Below are 15,874 nucleotides of genomic sequence, written 5' to 3'. Positions count from 1 at the left end.
ATGAAGCAACGGATAGGTGCAAGCCGCTACATCCAAGCATAGAAAAGGCTGGCAAAGCTTATCACTTCACCAGCCTGATTTATCGTTAGGTTACAGCCTTATACGGACTGTACCTTGTACAGGAAGTCGTCGATCTGCTCGCGAAGGTCAACAACCTCTTGCCGCACGGACGATGCGGTTTTGGAGACCAGATCAGAGGACTGGTTGGTTTTCTCTGCTGCCTGCGCCACCAGCACCATGTTTTCGGAAACGTTCTGCGTGCCTGTTGCTGCCTGATGCACGTTTTCAGTGATCTCGGCAGTGGCCGCGCCCTGCTGCTCAACAGAGGCCGCAATGTTGGATGAAAACTCGTTAACCTGCCGGATGCTGGAGGTGATTTCCTGAATAGCTTCAACGGCATCCTTGGAGGAGCCTTGAATCTCCGCGATCTGCTGAGAGATTTCTTCAGTCGCCTTAGAGGTCTGGCTTGCCAACTCCTTCACCTCGGTTGCCACAACAGCAAAGCCCTTGCCCATCTCACCGGCACGAGCTGCCTCAATGGTGGCGTTGAGCGCTAGCAAGTTGGTTTGCTCGGCGATGTCCTGAATGAGATTGACCACCTCGCCAATGCGCTGCGCCGTGCCGTCCAGATCCAGCACTTTGGTGTTGGTGGCCTGTACTGCATCGTTGGTTTGGGTGATCACCTTGTTGGTGCGGGCAATCTGCTGCGCAATCTCTTCAATGGAGGTTGAAAGCTCCTCAGAAGCAGAGGCCACCGTCTGTACGTTCGCTGTTGCTTCTTCAGAAGCCGCAGAGGTTGCTGTGGTTTGAAGGTTTGTGTTCTCGGCAATATCCGCCAGATCTTTAGAGGTCTGCTCCAGCTCATCAAACCGACTGTGAATGACCGTCAGAGCGGTTTCTGCGGTGCCGGAGAACGCCTCAATCAGTTTGGATGATTCCTTCTGACGCTCCACCTCGCGCAAATGCTCCTTCTCAGCTTCTGACTGCAAGCTCTGGCGTTCAGAGACCGCAGTTACGAACACTTTCAATGCGTTAGCCATCTGACCGATTTCGTCAGAACGGCCAGTGTACTGCACCTCATCGGAAACATTGCCATCAGCAAGAGATTGCATTCGGTGGGTCAGATTGACGATTGGACGGGCAATGGAGTTGCCGATGAACCATAAAATAATGCAACCGATCAGGCCGGAAACCACCGCTGCAATCAATGCCATATCGCGTGTATTGCGGGCACCGGCTGTCAGCTCCTCAGTGGTGACGGACATGCCGGCAAACCAGGACTGATCTGTCGTACCCAGTTGAAACTTCTCGAAAATAAACAGGCGGTCACCAACCTCTTGCATGTTCGCCTTGTCGCGGACACCGCTCATGATACTCGCAATAACCGGGCGGACTTTCTCGCCCAAAACAGAGCGGTCACTGTGGCTGACCCAAAGCCCGTCTTCACTGACCACGGCCAGACGACCTGTGTCATAGAAGTTGGCGGCACCCATTTTTTCTTGCAGCTTGTCGAAATCAACATCGATCACCACAACACCAACGGCCTCGCCTTTCGCGTTCAGGATTGGGTCCAGAACGGAAGCGGAGAGGATTTTTTTGCCTTCAACATCAAAGGTGTAAGGCTCAGTCACGAATTGGCTTTTCTGCTGTATCGCCCTGCGCATACGCAGTTGAACATCAGCGCGGCCAATGTCTGCTGTCAGGGATTGGACGCTGCCATCTTCCATATAGAAGTAGGGAACGAACTGGCCGGTGTCAGAAGCGTATTTCTTGCCAACGTAATCAGCATCTTTGCCTGCAACATCCGGCTGAAGGAAGACGGCGATGCCGAGAATGTCCGTTGTGCCGCGCAAGGCCGCTTCTGTCATGAGCGCGATGTTGGTGCGCGAAGCGTCTCCACTGTCGATTTCAGCGCCGTAAGTGCGTGCAAGTGTTGTGGAAATAACCTGCGACTCTTTTAAAAGATCCTGCGCTGTAACAGCCAGTCCAGATGCAACCGAGTTGAACAGGGTCCGACTGTCTTGCTCAGCCGTTTGCATGCTGAGGTAGGTTCCGATCGAAATTACGAGCGATGAGGCAACGAGAAGGACCGCTGCTGATGCGCTGACAATGCGATGACTTAGTTTCATTTTCTGCTTCGCCATACTGTAGAAATCAGTACGGGTTCCGCCATCTCTCACTCATATGATGCTGGTTTCAACCACCTTTGGTTGATTGCCCCTCTCCTTGCGTAAATACAACAGTCGCCATTATTATAGTTTTGTTAATATTTAACTGAATTTATCATCATAATACATAAAAAGATAAGCTTAGATCAGATTTTATTCCTGATAGAGAACCCATTTTATTGGACAATACTAAAATAAAACTATTATCACTATTAGGGATTATCCTAAGTTCGCAATACACGCCTTGGAATTAAACTTTGAAAAACTCAAAACTAAAGCGGTACTATTACCTACATCTTTCGCTCAGGGTATCCCATCAACGGCAGGTTGCTGCCACGTCTCCACGGCACGTCTTAAACTGAGGGAATAACGGCATGATCTTGTGCGACCCTGCAGCGGGGGCCAATTTTCTACAAAAAATCGCTGAGCCCGTTTGCGTTGCTATGTAAGCCTCTAAACCAAAACGGGGTGAAACCCGCAGGCCTCACCCCAATTACATTAATTATCTCAGAAGGTTAAATTCAGGCAGGCACCTTCTCCTGCTTTGCGTTGTTTTGTGCGTTACTAAGTGCAGATATGCGTCGTTCGCGAAGCTTCAGCGCTTTTTCCGCATTGCCCGCACGCACATGGCCATACCCGCGTACTTTCACTGGCCAGCTCAGCAGATCATGCGCAGCTTTCTCACCAGCCTCCGCCAAACGAGTGCAGACCAGATTCATGTCCGCCTCATATGATGAGCGCATTTCTTTTGCCAGAACGCGCTCCTCATTGTTGCGGAACGGATCAAGGAACGAGCCGCGCAGACCTTTGAGGCTGGAGAGGACCGTGAATAACTTCATCATCCATGGCCCGAACTCGGTCTTCACGGGCAAACCAGTCACGCGGTCTTTTTTGGCAAAGGGACCGCCGCCAATGTGGAAGCGGACATCCAGATCACCCTCGAAAGTTTCCGCGAGGCTCTGCTTGAAGGATGGTAGTGAGAACAGGCGCGCAACTTCAAACTCATCCTTATGCGCCAGCAGACGGAAATATTGCGTCGCGGCGGTGCGAAGTATCTGTTCACCTGCTCCAGCCTTTTTCAGCGCAACCAGCTTTTGACGGTAAAGTTTGCCAAGGCTGCTGCCCTGATAATCCTTGAGGCGGTTCACCCGGTCCTCAATCAGCTCTTCCAGCGGCAACGGGCGGTCGAGCTTCACTACAGTCGCAACCGGTGCCCGTGCTTTGGCGACCCGCTCCGGGTCCAGCACTATCAGGCGACCCCAGTTAAAGGCCTCGAAGTTCTTGTCGCGGGCAACACCGTTCAGCTCAATGGCCTGACGGATGGAGCCGAGAGATACCGGAATGAGACCGCGCTGCCAGGCGGCACCGAACAGCATCATATTCGCCATCACCGCATCGCCGCAAAGGTCTTTCGCGGCCTGCGTGGTGTTGAAGTAATCCAATCGGTCACCAACCGCCTCGCTCAACCGCGCCTGAAGGTTGGGCGTGTTGATGTCCCAATCCGGGTTCTTGGAAAAGTCAATGGTCGGCACTTCTTCGGTGTTCACCACCACCTGAGCGGACCCCTTGCGCAGCGTTGTCAGCGTCTCGTCGCCTGCTGTCACCACCAAGTCGCAACCGATCACCACATCCGCTTCGCCAACCGCCAGCCGTGCACTTTGCAGGCCATCGGCGGACTTGGCGATGCGCATATGCGTCATCACCGCCCCGTACTTTTGCGCAAGGCCCGTCAGGTCCAAAGTGGAAACACGGCTACCATCCAGATGCGCAGCCATGGAAAGGATCGCGCCGATGGTGACAACGCCTGTGCCGCCAATACCAGTCACCAGCAGTCCTGTTGCACCATTGATCGCGGGCAGCTCTGGCTCCGCCAACAGCTCATCGCCCACGCTTTCAACCTGACGCTCTGCAGGTGTGGTGGCCTTTTTCGGCTCGGCACCATGAATGGTCACAAAGCTGGGGCAGAAGCCCTCAACACAGGAAAAATCCTTATTACAGCTGGACTGGTTGATCTGCCGTTTGCGGCCCAGAGGCGTTTCCAGCGGCTCAATGGAAAGACAACCCGACTTCTCGCCGCAATCGCCACAGCCCTCGCAGATATCCGGGTGAATGTAGGTGCGGACCTTCGGGTCCTCCCACTTGCCACGCTTGCGCAGGCGGCGGCGCTCGGTGGCGCAGGCCTGATCGTAAATCAGCACTGTCACACCCGGTATCTCACGCAGATCGCGTTGCACCGCTTCCAGCTCTCGTCTGTGGTGCACCTCAACGCCTGCCGGAATGGATTGAGCTTCCACCCGCTCCACATCCTCGGTCACCACCACCACCTTCTTCACGCCTTCATTGAGCGCGGCGGTGATGAGCTGGGGCACGGACTGCTCCCCATCAACGGGCTGTCCACCCGTCATGGAAACGAAGCCGTTGACCAGCAGTTTGTAGGTCATGGTCGCATCAGCGGCCACAGCCTGACGCATAGCCAGAAAGCCGGAGTGGAAGTAGGTGCCATCGCCCATGTTGGCGAACACATGCGGCTCATCCGTAAACGGTGCCTGACCCACCCAGTGCATACCCTCGCCGCCCATTTGGGAAGGGGCCTTGGTCTTCACCGGATCATTAAAATACGCAATGGTGTGGCAGCCAATGCCTGCCAGCGCGCGGCTTCCATCGGGCACTTTGGTGGAGGTGTTGTGCGGGCAACCGGAGCAGAACGAGGGACGGCGCACCGGCCCCGGCTTCAGCTTGATCGGCACCGGCACTTTGGCCTTAAGCTCGTCGTCTTCCAAAAATTCTGCAATGGCAGAGGCCACCTGATTGGCGGCCAGCACGCCGGAATTCGGCAACAGGCCCTTGCCCTGCACCTTAAGCGACATACCAGCATCAAACAGGATGGTTTTCAGCTGATCCTCAACAACTGGGCGCTTTTCTTCCACCACAAGGATCTTCTTGAGACCCTTCGAGAAGCCCTCAATGATCTTTGGGTCCAGCGGCCACACCATGCCAATCTTCAGAATGCGGATGCGGCGCTTTTCTGTTTCCAGAGGGGTCAAACCCAGCTCGTTCATGGCCTGGCGTAGGTCAGAATAAGATTTGCCTGAGGCAATGATGCCGACTTCCGGCTCATGGGCATCGTGGGTGATCTGGTTGATGTTGTTGGCCTGCGCAAAGGCCAGCGCGCGTGGAATCTTCTCTTCCAGCAGCCGCTTTTCCTGCTGCACGGGCAGGTCGATCTCACGAATCCAGACACCGCCCTGTGGGTCTTTCAGCTCCGGCTTCACAACCTCAATGCGGTCCAGATCCACCTCCACGGTAGAGGCGCTTTCCACCACATCCGTCACCAGTTTCACGCCTACCCAGCATCCGCTGTAGCGGCTCATCTCCACGGCCAGAATGCCGTAGTCCAGAATGTCCTGCGGGTTGGCGGGGTAAAGCACTGGCATGCCAGAGGCAATCAACGCATGGTCGGACTGGCCCGCAACGGTGGAGGATTTGGCCGCGTGGTCATCTCCACACAGCGCCACAACACCACCCTTGGGGTGCGTGCCTGCAAAGTTGGCGTGGCGAAACGCATCGCCAGAGCGGTCCACGCCCGGCGTTTTGCCGTACCAGAAGCCGACCACGCCATCCTTGTTGCGCATTTTCATGTTGCCCACGTGCTGTGAGCCCCAGATGGCCGTTGCTGCCAGATCCTCATTCACGCCCGGCTGAAACACAATATTGTGCTTATCCAGATGCAGTTGCGCGCGCCACAGCTCCATATCGTAACGCCCAAGAGGAGAACCACGGTAACCGGAGATAAAAGCGCCTGTATTCAGCCCTGCCAGCTCATCACGCATGCGCTGCTGCAACGGCAACCGCACCAACGCCTGATTGCCTGTAAGAAAGACAACTCCGCTGGTCTGGGTGTACTTGTCATCCAGCGACGGGGCATTGTGGCTCTTGGACGGGGTCGGCTCACTGCTTTTTTCTTCAGAAACCATCAGGTTACTCTCACAAATGTCTGGCGTTGCCGGAGTACGGCAGGAAATTATCTGCGATGAAAAGACCCAAGATTTTTTGGAGATTTAATTATGAAATGCGGCCCACTCGCAATATTACGTAGACCCATACTGCATGAAATATCAGCGGATGTACAATAATCCCTTTGAATACAACGCATAACCAAAGCAGAGGGACAGAACCTCCTGATTTCCTTAGAACTTCAGCCCTCCGCTGCGTCAGTTTTGAAAGGAATGCAAGCACTGCCTTCACCAACAAAAATGGAGCCATAGCGGCTCCATTCCTGATCGAAAACTATTGCATTTTACTGAGGCAGTAGCACGTCGCCTTTGCCGTTTTGGACGACCAGCAGGATGCAGTCTTTTGGGCCAACGCAGGCATCGTCGTGGAACTCAGCGCCCGGCTGCATGACGTAGGACCCCACGGGCAGCACTTCTTTTTTGCCAGCGCGGGTGTGTTCCCACTGGCCCTGCACGGTGATGGCATAATAGTCATTGGAGTGGCCATGCTCGCCCACATGAAAGCCACCCGGCATCTTCAAGTACATGCCATACGGGCCGGTATCACGATCGCCCCACAGCACCGAAATGTGGATCGGCGTGTTGCCAAACTGGGTCCACTCAATGTCCTTAAGCTGGGTCATGTGATCCTCATCCCCACCAGCAAAAGCGGCGGTGGACAGGGTGATCAGCGCGGCGGTGCTGAGGGCTTTCAGGGCTGTTTTGAACATGGATTATCCTTGTAAGTCTCTGTTTTCATGAGAGCAAAGAGGTCGGCTCCCGGTATGCAGCTGAGACTAGCGATTGCCCTGATACTGTGAAATATGCATAGTTGCAGCGAACGAGGGCGGACATGCATATGAAACTAAGCGCAGACGATCTTCTGGTGATTATGCACCTGACGCGTGAGCGGACGCTGGAGAACGCCGCCCTTGCGCTTGGCAAAGACACCTCCTCCGTTTTTCGCGGGATCAAGCGCATTGAGGCCAAGGTGGGCGAGCCGCTGTTCACCCGCTCCCGCGCCGGTTTTAAGCCCCTGCCTTTGGGTTTGGCACTGTGTGAGCAGGCCGAGAAAATTCATACGGGCCTGTCTGCCGCAGATGCGTTGTTGGGTGGTGAGGATGTCGGGCTATCTGGCCCCCTGCGTGTGACGACCACTGATCTACTGCTGCAAAGCGTGATCCACCCTCACCTAGCGGCGTTTCGCGAAGCCCACCCCAACCTGCAGCTGGAATTCAACGTCACCAACAACTTCGAGAACCTGAGCGAGCGTCGCTACGATGTCGCCTTGCGCCCCACCAGCCAACCGCCAGAAGATATGATCGGCATGAGGCTGGGCACCATCGACAACAGGTTGGTGGCTGCGCCGCGATATCTGGATCAGGTGCAAGAGTTGGATTATCAGGAGCTCACATGGCTCATCCCCGGCGACAGCCTGCAAGCGCATCCGGCGACGGAGTGGTTTCGTGATAAAGTCTCCTCAACAACCAGCCTCATTCGCTATGACAGCATGAGCCTGCTGGCGGATGGCATCCGCAGTGGTCTGGGCGTCGGCATCTTGCCCGACATACCGACGCTTCTGGATGGCCTGCGTGATGTTGGTGAGCAACCCGCCATCTACCAAACCGATTTGTGGCTGCTCTACCATCCCTCCAATCGCGGCAATCCCAAGATCACCGCGTTTGACGGGTTTGTGCGCGGGGCGTTGGCGGATTAAGTCAGAGCAGATCTGCTATCAGATTTCTCTGCACGCCCCACCTGCGGCTTTCCAACGCTTTGCGGCTGTTTTTAGAAAGATCTCCAGCCAGTACGAACCGAACATCTCTGGTTTTAACATCCTTGTCCGCAAGGCTTCGGGTCACTTTCCAGATGGTCTTTGCGTTGTATGACGTCCAGCTCAGGTAGTCGTAGGGCAGAACAATATTCGCTGTGCTATTAGCCTGGTAAGCCACCACCACATCGTGATGCACTTCCACCTTCTCAACCTTGCTGCTGTCATGCAGGCGACCCAGCATCTCCACCTGCATAAGTGCAGCAAATGCTTGCGGGCGGGATTTCGCGCCAGACGCGTGCTTCATGAGAACATCAATTCCCTCAAGGTCTTTCGCTTTCGTCGCCAGCCCGGTGAAGAGGGTCTTCTCCGTTGGGGTGAAGTGCGCATTAAGCAGGAAGGGTTCTGTGCTTTCCTTGGCAATTCCAGCTTTCGCAAGCCGTTCCCGGTTGATGTCGGCCATCTCTTCCGGGTCTTTCAGCAGCGTCCTCTTCGTCAGGCTATCTGCCGTCTTGAGACTGCTGATAATGATGCTGCCTACACCGGGAACAAAGCTCAGCCCCTGATCAACACCAAACTGACCAGCGGCATGATAGTTGGCCAACTCTGACATTTCATCCCGCAGCGGGGTGAAATGGGTGTACGGGTCCACTTTCATTTCAAAGGCAATTTTGCGGATGGCTTCCGGACGGCCAAAGAAGCCACTGATGAAACCGTCTTCTTCCCGCTCAGCAGTTTCCTGCGGCAGGTTCCCACGTGTTTTGACGAAGGTCGCCGCTTTACCCACGCCCTTGCGCACGGATTTCACCATGCCTTTGGCGTTGCCATAAACATTCTTGGCGGCAGTGACTGGTGCTGTCACCGTTGTGTAGACTGATTTGATTGGGGTGATGACGGCTGTGCCTGCACTCTTGGCAAAGGCAACCGCCTTGTTTCGTTCGCGCAGCGCGGCCAGCGCGTTCAGCTCGTGGATGTGATCCTCCATAAACTGCCTGCCCTGCACCGTGTAAGCACCGTCCTCTGTCTTGATCGCAAACGTCACAAACCGGCCATTGCTCGGCGCAGCCTCACTAATCGTGTAGTTTTCACTCGTCAGCGGCACGGACAGAAGGTTAGCGGCAGCAAAGTATTTCGGCGGTTCCTCAAGCTTACGAAACGCAGCAGGCATTTGCCCTGTTTGCTCCAACGGCGCTTCGCTCCCCGCAATCTCATTGTGAGAAGGACTATCAAACAGCCCGTGCTTATCCTGATGACTGGCACAGGCAGAAACGGACAAAAAAATGACAAGCGTAAATGGCGTTTTGGCAGATAACATAAAAACTCTTTGGCCCGGAGAGGAAGGTATATCAGCGGTAAAATCTCATAAGCTAGGTAACGGCACAGTTATGCGATAACGTATTGTGATATTTATATTTTTTACAGTTCACACTATAGCTCTTGAAAAGAGACTCGGCAGCACTTCAAAAACCATACCCTCAGTTTCCAAAGCTTTCATGACAACGCCCTGCAAACTAAACTTTATCTGTTAAAGCTCAGAATTTCGAACCAGCAACACTCGCCATTTGCAAAGACACTATATGGAAATCGAACTGAACAGGTCAGAGCAGAAACTTCAGGGTGCTTCCAGTTCGTACGAAGCATTGTCAGATCATGACAGAGCAAATTTATATTCCATGATAATGGAACCGACAGTGAGCCAGATTGTCCCCAGAGGCTTCCCAAAAGACCGCTTTCTGGACGAAATCTCACTGCGAGGTTGGGCGAGAACTGTTGAAGTTGAACCCGAAATGACCGCCAACGACGCCTTTAGATGCTGGCAAATCACAGATAAGGGCTCAAAGCGGCTGCCAACTTATTTGCTTGCGATTTCAACGGCTAAAATAACAAAGGAAATGACTGCAAACAGCACAGCAGTTCTGATCAGATTCCTGCTGAAATTCTCTATTTGTTACTTAGCTTTACTAGTGCTTTTCGCTGCGCTTGGCTTCGCAGCAACCAAATTTCGGATAGATCTCACAGGAACTGCCGGTTACCTCTCCCTTGCAGTAGCTACAGTATCACTTTTCGGAGCTCTCTATTTTTCTTCACGGCTTTGGGTGTTCAAGAAATCAGATGACAAGCGCCTCCAAAACATTGCCTACGGTCAGTTCATCAGAGAAAAAACCAAGATTGTTTCGATCCTGTTGGCGGGCTCTTTTCTCGCTATTCATGGCAGTGTTGACCTTCTCACAGTGGCAATCGGTCTGAAAGCCGAGCTCGGCGCCCCATTCCGCCTGCTCATTCAATCAGCGCTTCTTAGTGTGCTCGCGATGGTCTTCTTGCCCGGTATTCTTGATAGGCGTCTGAAAGAGCAAGTAAAGAAACGCGCAGCAACACTCTAAGCAGCTGCGCTCAACCCTCCTCACATCGCCAATATCATCTTTGCGCGGAAGGCCAGACCGGCCTCGGTGGTGTCCTGATCCAGTTCGGCACGGGCGCGGAGGACCTGGCCCTGGCGCAGGTCGAACATCAGGCGGGCACGTTCTAATGAGGGGAAGTCGGCAGGTAGGTTGCCGAGTTCTTTTTCCTTCTCAAACCGTGACGCAAGGCGCTCGTCGGCGCCGGTGATGGCATCCTGAAGGCGCTCCGTGGTGCCTTCCACCTGACCCACTGTTGTTGAAACACAATTGCCCAGAAAACAGCCTTTACTGCCGCTTTCGTGGTTGCTGGCGTAATCAATTGTGGAACGCATGAAGGCGACCACGGCCTTCTCAATATCCGGCTCAGTTTCAAACGCCACCAGCGGCGCACATCCATCATCATTGGAGTAGCGGTCGATCGCTTCCAGATAGAGCTGATGTTTGTCTCCAAACACTGAGTACAGGCTTGGGCTGTTGATGCCCATGGCGGTCGTCAGGTCTTTCATGGAGGCCCCGTCGTAGCCTTTTTGCCAGAACACATTGATGGCAGCTTGCAGGGCTTCGTCTTTGTTGAAGTTTCTTGGGCGTCCCATTTATTTTGTACCATTCATTACAAAACGATTGACTCTTGTTTGAGTTCAAGTTTAATAACGTTCATTACAAAACTCAAGGAGGCTTTTGTGAAACATACAGCATTAGCAGCGGGAGCTCTGTTTCCGCAGCTTACGGTCAAGTCTGTTGAAGGCGGTGAGCTAACACTCGGCTCACCCGCTGAAGGTTTCGACTGGCAACTGATTGTGGTGTATCGCGGCGCGCACTGCCCGCTCTGCACCCGTTATCTGGCTCAACTCAATGAGAAGCTGAGTGAGTTCCACCAGTTGGGCGTCGAGGTGCTGGCGGTTTCGGCAGACAGCCTTGAACGCGCACAGCGCCAACTGGCAGATGTACAGCCGAAATTCCCGGTCGGGTACGGCCTGAGCATCGCACAGATGCAGGAACTGGGCGTTTACATCTCCGAGCCTCGGTCCCCGCAGGAAGCGCCTGCTCCGTTTTCCGAGCCTGCTCTGTTTGTGGTGAATGATAAGCAGGAACTGCAGCTGGTGGACATTTCCAATGCGCCGTTTACCCGGCCAGATCTGACCGCGCTGCTTGGAGGATTGGGGTTCATCCGCAACCCGGATAACAACTATCCAATCCGCGGCACGTTTAAGTAAATCCGAGGTGTTTTGAGCAGTTTTCTGTAACTGCGCACCTCGTAAAACCCAAATAACACATCGCCCCATAGGACGACCCAACTCAGCCACGACATGAGCTGAGACCGATTGACAACACCCTGATACTCGCGAAAAGACGAAGAAAGACAATAGAATGACAAAGGCAACGCACACTGCAGAAGGCATCCGCGCAGCAATGGATCACCTGATCGACCGTGCCACAAACTACGACATTGATGCCCTGCAATCCATCTATCACGATGATTTCCACACCACGCTTGTTGCACCCGACAGCACCGTGACCACCTTCAACAAGCAAGAATTTATCGAGCACTTCCGCAAACAGGCTGAGGCAGGCAAGCACCAGCTCAACACCTGGGCGGAATGGCACGATTTTCACATTCTTGGCGACACCGGCGTTTCCGTGCTGACCCGCAAACACAGCGGTATGAATGATCAGGAAATGAAGCTGCTCTGCAACATTGAATGGCGCTTTGAAGATGGTCGCTGGCAAGTGCTGCGCGAAGCAATTTTCATGCAGCCGCTGGACAGCTGATAACCCCCCTTCCCTTCCAATGAGCGACTTAGGGGGCATCCCCTAAGTCATCACCACGGCGGAGCCGAGGTTCCTCCGCACTCTGGTCGCGCCGGAGCCTGAAGGCATGCCTTCATGGCAGCCTCGCGCCCTCCCTTTGAACCTCACTGGAGAATTCTTATGAGCAATCGTCTGGCTAACAAGGTTGCCTTCATCACCGGAGGCAACAGCGGGATAGGCCTTGCCACCGCGAAAGCCTTTGTGGCTGAAGGCGCAAACGTCGTCATTTTGGCCCGTACGCAGGCCAAAGTGGATCAAGCTGTCGCCCAAATTGGTAAAAACGCTATGGGCGTTGTCGGCGACGTAGCCGATTTGCCTTCTCTGCGGAAAGCTTTTGAGCAGGTCAAAGAAGTCTATGGCCGGATTGACGTTGTCTTTGCCAATGCGGGAGTTGCCCCGGCTACACCGCTGATTGAAACCGGCCCAGAACAGCTGGATCGCGTGTTTGACGTCAACTTCAAAGGCGCTTTCTTCACCGTGCAATACGCACTGCCATTGCTGGCACCTGAGGCCTCAGTGGTTCTCGTGGGTTCCTGCATCAGCGAAATGGGCACGGCGGGTTACTCAGCCTATGCAGCTTCCAAAGCTGCCGTGCGCTCTCTGGCACGCACGTTAACGCCGGATCTTTATGAGATTGGTGCGCGCATCAACGTTCTCAGCCCCGGCCCCATTGATACGCCTGCGCTTTCCAACGGCGGGCTCACTGATGAGCAGGTGAAGGCCACAAACGAAGCATTCGGCAACATGCTCGCCGCAGGGCGTGTTGGTCAACCAGAGGAAATGGCAGCCGTCGCCGTATTCCTCGCCTCCTCAGAATCCTCGTTCATGCGCGGCGCTGATGTGCAGGCGGATGGAGGCATGAACCAGATCAGGTTACCTCGCGCTTCCTGATCTGGTCGTCAACATTCTGGCAAAGGTCCACCCTGCAACTGGGGTGGGCCACTTTCGCAATATTTCAAGGCCTTAAATCATGCCATCAGTTAATCCCGGCACCGTCATACTCAACGGCGAAAACCCTTTTATCTGGCTGAGCGAGACCATCCGTAGTGCGGAGGATGAGGTCGTCATGTCGTGGTTTGATATGCACCTGCCTTTGTTGGTCAGCGACGAGACTGTCAGTGATCTGCCGCTCCGCCCCTATGGCGTGAGTGCGGTGACGACTCCGGCAGAACGGGCCGCATTCACCGTCAACGGACAGCAGGCACGCGGCCAAATCTGGCCTATGGATCTGGATGGTCACGCCTTCACCACCGGTGCTCTGGCTTTCTCCGAAAGCTGGCGCGAATAGGCCTCTCTTATTTCAACTATCAACACAACAGGAAACCAACGTGACACCGTACACAATGACCCGCCGGCGCGTGATGCTGACCTTGGCTGCCACGGCTGCCAGCACCATGCTGCCACCCATCAGTTTTGCAGGTGAGCTGTCCACCATGCAGCTTGGCGAACTGGAACTTTCCACCTTCTCAGATGGTTACTTCGACCTGCCCAACAACTGGTTTGGCAATGCGAATGCGGAAATCCTCGCAACAGCGGGTGACCCTGTTGTTGTTGGCGCCAATGTCTGGCTGATCCGTGTGGGAAAACGGTTGGTGCTGGTTGATACGGGGTCAGGTGTCGTTTTTGCTGAGACAGATCCAAATGTAGGCAAGTTGGATGCCTTGCTCGCTGCACAGGGCATCAAGCAGGATGAGATCACCGACATCGTCATCACCCACATGCACGCCGACCATATCGGCGGTTTGTTGGGGCCGGATGCAGGCGGCTTCAGTAACGCAAAAATCCATATGGCAGAGGCTGAGTGGACCTTCTGGACAGACCCCGCGCTGGCAGAACGCGTTCCGGATGAAATGAAGCCCCTTGTCGAAGTCGCACAAGCAATCGCAGCGCCGATCAAAGATCACGTGATGACCTATCAAGGCGAAACAGACTTGGGGGATGGCCTGACACTTGTGCCGCTTCCCGGCCATACGCCAGGCCACAGCGGTCTTCGTATTGCTGGTGGCGGCAAGGACCTCTGGATCATCGGCGATGCCATTATCTCAGAGGTTTTGCAGTTCAAAAACCCTGAGATCACATACGGCCTCGACATCGACCCGCAACAAGCCATCAAAACACGCAGGGATCTGCTCACTCGCCTTGCAGAAAGCGGCACCCCATTGGCAGCCACACATCTGAGCTACCCTGGCATGGGCCATGTCACTCAGGATGGCGATGGCTTTATCTTCAAGCCACTGAGCTGATCGCCGAGGTCGCGCCTTTCTTTTGAGGCCAGTTCAACCGGTTGGCCTCCGTTCCCTAAGCGGGGTTCAACCGGCTTTCTTGCTCAGGTTCATCTGCTGGCCTAACATGATCGCCTCCATTTTCAGGCGTATGATGCGTAGGCAAGGTATTTGAGCAAGGCAATTTTGAGATGAAGACTACCAGCATTTCTGAGCTGACCGCAGAGTTTGGCATCATTCTGTTTACGAAGAGATTTGAGGCCTGCGTGCAGTTTTATGAGCAAATTTTGGGCCTGCAAGTTATTGAACGCGCGCAAGATTTGGTCAGTTTCCGTTTTGGCGGCGGCTATCTTATGGTGGAGCGCGGCGGGCACGGCAGCACCGCGCAAAAGACGCGCACCCAGAACCCCTGCGTCCTGCGGTTCAACACAGACGATATAGACACAGCCATCGAGCTTCTGCGCGCTAAAGGACTGGACGTTCAGGCGCAAGTGCTCGACTGGGGCACAATCGCAGCTTTCACAGACCCAGACGGGAATCTATGCGAGATGAAATCTCCTGCCCTCGTTGGAGCATGACCAAACATCTCCCCGAAAACCGCATGGTCATCGGGGATGTATTTCAGCGCAAGAAAACCAGCTTATTTCCAGTAGTTGTTGGCCGCAGCGACAGTTCTGAAGTGCTCAGCAATGGTTTGCGAAGCAGCGATCAGCGCCTCTGAATCATATTCATACATCAAACGCATGGCAGAGCGGACTTCGGCATCCGGCTGCATGAATTTGATCGCCATGCGGGAAAGTTTTACTGCAAGCTCATAGCCCTCTTGCGGGTTGGCTGTTTGCAGCGTTGGGAGCCAGTTCTCATCCATAATTCGCATCCTTTTGATTTGGCGATTTTGGAAGAGTCAAACAGGCAAGAGACAAGCGCAATCTCCCCAATTTCCATTGGGATTTGTAGGAGGGGATCCTCAAAGAAACAGGCAGAAGCAACGCCACTCCTGCCTGCAAACTCTAGAGATTAGTTGCCGATTTTTTGGTAAACAGCAGGCTTGCCGCCCAGCACGGATGGGATTGCAAACACAGTATACTGAGTGTCTTCAGTTTGCTCACCCATGCCCAAAGACCCAAATGGCATTCCTGGAACTGAGAGGCCTTTGATGTCCGGACGCTCCGTCAGCATGCGATTTACAGCATCCAGCGGTACATGTCCTTCAATCACATACCCATCCACGATCGCGGTATGGCACGCCTCCAAATCTTCTGGTACGCCCACCTGCTGCTTGACGCGGTAAAGGTCATCCGTCTTTTTCACGATCACGTTGAAGCCCGCTTTATCAAGAGCGTTGCCCCAAGCCGTGCAGCATCCACAATTTGGAGATTTGTAAAGCGTGACGTCTTTATCGCCTTCAGCATGAGCAGGCAGCGTTAAAGCGCTTGCACCAAGAACAGCAGTGAACACGCCAGCAAGTAGGTTACCCTTGGAGATCATGAGTCCATCCAATCCAGTTTATTAT

The 15,874-nt window shown here is 54.2% G+C and carries 15 protein-coding genes; 8 read left to right on the top strand and 7 right to left on the bottom strand.

What is annotated here, in order from left to right; all coding sequences use genetic code 11:
- Positions 1 to 98 precede the first annotated feature (98 nt).
- The 3 genes from PsAD26_RS10370 to PsAD26_RS10360 all read right to left on the bottom strand — a co-directional run bounded on the left by PsAD26_RS10370 (position 99) and on the right by PsAD26_RS10360 (position 6,891).
- The gene (locus tag PsAD26_RS10370) at positions 99 to 2,129 is read right to left on the bottom strand and encodes a methyl-accepting chemotaxis protein (RefSeq protein ID WP_208981776.1); all 2,031 of its coding nucleotides are present in this window, start codon (positions 2,127 to 2,129) and stop codon (positions 99 to 101) included.
- Positions 2,130 to 2,689: 560 nt separating this feature from the next.
- Positions 2,690 to 6,142 (bottom strand): indolepyruvate ferredoxin oxidoreductase family protein, encoded by a 3,453-nt coding sequence (locus PsAD26_RS10365; protein WP_063310324.1) that lies wholly within the window; start codon positions 6,140 to 6,142, stop codon positions 2,690 to 2,692.
- A gap of 323 nt (positions 6,143 to 6,465) precedes the next feature.
- Positions 6,466 to 6,891, bottom strand: a complete 426-nt coding sequence (locus tag PsAD26_RS10360) for a DUF4437 domain-containing protein (RefSeq protein ID WP_063310323.1) — start codon at positions 6,889 to 6,891, stop codon at positions 6,466 to 6,468.
- A gap of 128 nt (positions 6,892 to 7,019) precedes the next feature.
- Between PsAD26_RS10360 and PsAD26_RS10355 the strand changes: the two genes are divergently transcribed.
- Positions 7,020 to 7,877 (top strand): LysR family transcriptional regulator, encoded by an 858-nt coding sequence (locus PsAD26_RS10355; protein ID WP_208985619.1) that lies wholly within the window; start codon positions 7,020 to 7,022, stop codon positions 7,875 to 7,877.
- A 1-nt stretch (position 7,878) separates the two neighbouring features.
- Here PsAD26_RS10355 and PsAD26_RS10350 read toward each other — a convergent pair whose 3' ends face one another.
- Positions 7,879 to 9,246, bottom strand: a complete 1,368-nt coding sequence (locus PsAD26_RS10350) for a hypothetical protein (protein WP_063310321.1) — start codon at positions 9,244 to 9,246, stop codon at positions 7,879 to 7,881.
- Positions 9,247 to 9,622: 376 nt separating this feature from the next.
- On the opposite strand from PsAD26_RS10350, the gene PsAD26_RS10345 reads away from it, so the two are divergent.
- Positions 9,623 to 10,312 (top strand): hypothetical protein, encoded by a 690-nt coding sequence (locus tag PsAD26_RS10345; protein WP_208985618.1) that lies wholly within the window; start codon positions 9,623 to 9,625, stop codon positions 10,310 to 10,312.
- A gap of 20 nt (positions 10,313 to 10,332) precedes the next feature.
- Here the strand turns inward: PsAD26_RS10345 and PsAD26_RS10340 are convergent, their stop codons facing one another.
- The gene (locus PsAD26_RS10340) at positions 10,333 to 10,923 is read right to left on the bottom strand and encodes a TetR/AcrR family transcriptional regulator (protein WP_063310319.1); all 591 of its coding nucleotides are present in this window, start codon (positions 10,921 to 10,923) and stop codon (positions 10,333 to 10,335) included.
- Positions 10,924 to 11,010: 87 nt separating this feature from the next.
- Between PsAD26_RS10340 and PsAD26_RS10335 the strand changes: the two genes are divergently transcribed.
- From PsAD26_RS10335 to PsAD26_RS10310, 6 genes are all read left to right on the top strand, one after another.
- Entirely contained in the window at positions 11,011 to 11,544 is a 534-nt protein-coding gene (locus PsAD26_RS10335) for a peroxiredoxin-like family protein (protein WP_063310318.1), read from the top strand.
- Between the two features lie 154 nt (positions 11,545 to 11,698).
- Positions 11,699 to 12,100: a nuclear transport factor 2 family protein gene (locus PsAD26_RS10330; protein WP_063310317.1), complete on the top strand. Its 402-nt coding sequence runs from the start codon at positions 11,699 to 11,701 to the stop codon at positions 12,098 to 12,100.
- Between the two features lie 159 nt (positions 12,101 to 12,259).
- Complete coding sequence (locus PsAD26_RS10325; protein WP_063310316.1) at positions 12,260 to 13,030, top strand: SDR family oxidoreductase; 771 nt, start codon at positions 12,260 to 12,262, stop codon at positions 13,028 to 13,030.
- A gap of 79 nt (positions 13,031 to 13,109) precedes the next feature.
- The gene (locus tag PsAD26_RS10320; RefSeq protein ID WP_063310315.1) at positions 13,110 to 13,427 is read left to right on the top strand and encodes a hypothetical protein; all 318 of its coding nucleotides are present in this window, start codon (positions 13,110 to 13,112) and stop codon (positions 13,425 to 13,427) included.
- Between the two features lie 40 nt (positions 13,428 to 13,467).
- Positions 13,468 to 14,382 carry an MBL fold metallo-hydrolase gene (locus PsAD26_RS10315; protein WP_208985617.1) on the top strand — a complete coding sequence of 305 codons (915 nt, stop codon included), beginning with the start codon at positions 13,468 to 13,470 and terminating at the stop codon, positions 14,380 to 14,382.
- 170 nt (positions 14,383 to 14,552) lie between these two features.
- Entirely contained in the window at positions 14,553 to 14,939 is a 387-nt protein-coding gene (locus PsAD26_RS10310; RefSeq protein ID WP_063310313.1) for a VOC family protein, read from the top strand.
- A 62-nt stretch (positions 14,940 to 15,001) separates the two neighbouring features.
- Here the strand turns inward: PsAD26_RS10310 and PsAD26_RS10305 are convergent, their stop codons facing one another.
- Together PsAD26_RS10305 and PsAD26_RS10300 are read right to left on the bottom strand one after the other, a co-directional pair.
- Positions 15,002 to 15,229, bottom strand: coding sequence for a hexameric tyrosine-coordinated heme protein (locus PsAD26_RS10305; protein WP_063296096.1), 228 nt, complete (start codon positions 15,227 to 15,229; stop codon positions 15,002 to 15,004).
- Between the two features lie 149 nt (positions 15,230 to 15,378).
- Positions 15,379 to 15,849 (bottom strand): DUF411 domain-containing protein, encoded by a 471-nt coding sequence (locus tag PsAD26_RS10300; RefSeq protein WP_063310312.1) that lies wholly within the window; start codon positions 15,847 to 15,849, stop codon positions 15,379 to 15,381.
- Positions 15,850 to 15,874: the final 25 nt, after the last annotated feature.

Origin of the sequence: Pseudovibrio sp. Ad26, assembly GCF_001623285.1 — a bacterium.
In the GTDB taxonomy this organism is placed as follows: domain Bacteria; phylum Pseudomonadota; class Alphaproteobacteria; order Rhizobiales; family Stappiaceae; genus Pseudovibrio; species Pseudovibrio ascidiaceicola.
The sequence above is the reverse complement of the archived record's forward strand: the minus strand, read 5'-3'. Positions and strand labels throughout refer to the sequence as shown.

Bases quoted from the DNA above. Each gene is read 5' to 3' on its own strand.
- PsAD26_RS10370 (WP_208981776.1), bottom strand. From the start codon at position 2,129: ATGAAACTAAGTCATCGCATTGTCAGCGCATCAGCAGCGGTCCTTCTC.
- PsAD26_RS10325 (WP_063310316.1), top strand. From the start codon at position 12,260: ATGAGCAATCGTCTGGCTAACAAGGTTGCCTTCATCACCGGAGGCAAC.
- PsAD26_RS10365 (WP_063310324.1), bottom strand. From the start codon at position 6,142: ATGGTTTCTGAAGAAAAAAGCAGTGAGCCGACCCCGTCCAAGAGCCAC.
- PsAD26_RS10305 (WP_063296096.1), bottom strand. From the start codon at position 15,229: ATGGATGAGAACTGGCTCCCAACGCTGCAAACAGCCAACCCGCAAGAG.
- PsAD26_RS10355 (WP_208985619.1), top strand. From the start codon at position 7,020: ATGAAACTAAGCGCAGACGATCTTCTGGTGATTATGCACCTGACGCGT.
- PsAD26_RS10320 (WP_063310315.1), top strand. From the start codon at position 13,110: ATGCCATCAGTTAATCCCGGCACCGTCATACTCAACGGCGAAAACCCT.
- PsAD26_RS10360 (WP_063310323.1), bottom strand. From the start codon at position 6,891: ATGTTCAAAACAGCCCTGAAAGCCCTCAGCACCGCCGCGCTGATCACC.
- PsAD26_RS10330 (WP_063310317.1), top strand. From the start codon at position 11,699: ATGACAAAGGCAACGCACACTGCAGAAGGCATCCGCGCAGCAATGGAT.
- PsAD26_RS10310 (WP_063310313.1), top strand. From the start codon at position 14,553: ATGAAGACTACCAGCATTTCTGAGCTGACCGCAGAGTTTGGCATCATT.
- PsAD26_RS10340 (WP_063310319.1), bottom strand. From the start codon at position 10,923: ATGGGACGCCCAAGAAACTTCAACAAAGACGAAGCCCTGCAAGCTGCC.
- PsAD26_RS10350 (WP_063310321.1), bottom strand. From the start codon at position 9,246: ATGTTATCTGCCAAAACGCCATTTACGCTTGTCATTTTTTTGTCCGTT.
- PsAD26_RS10300 (WP_063310312.1), bottom strand. From the start codon at position 15,849: ATGATCTCCAAGGGTAACCTACTTGCTGGCGTGTTCACTGCTGTTCTT.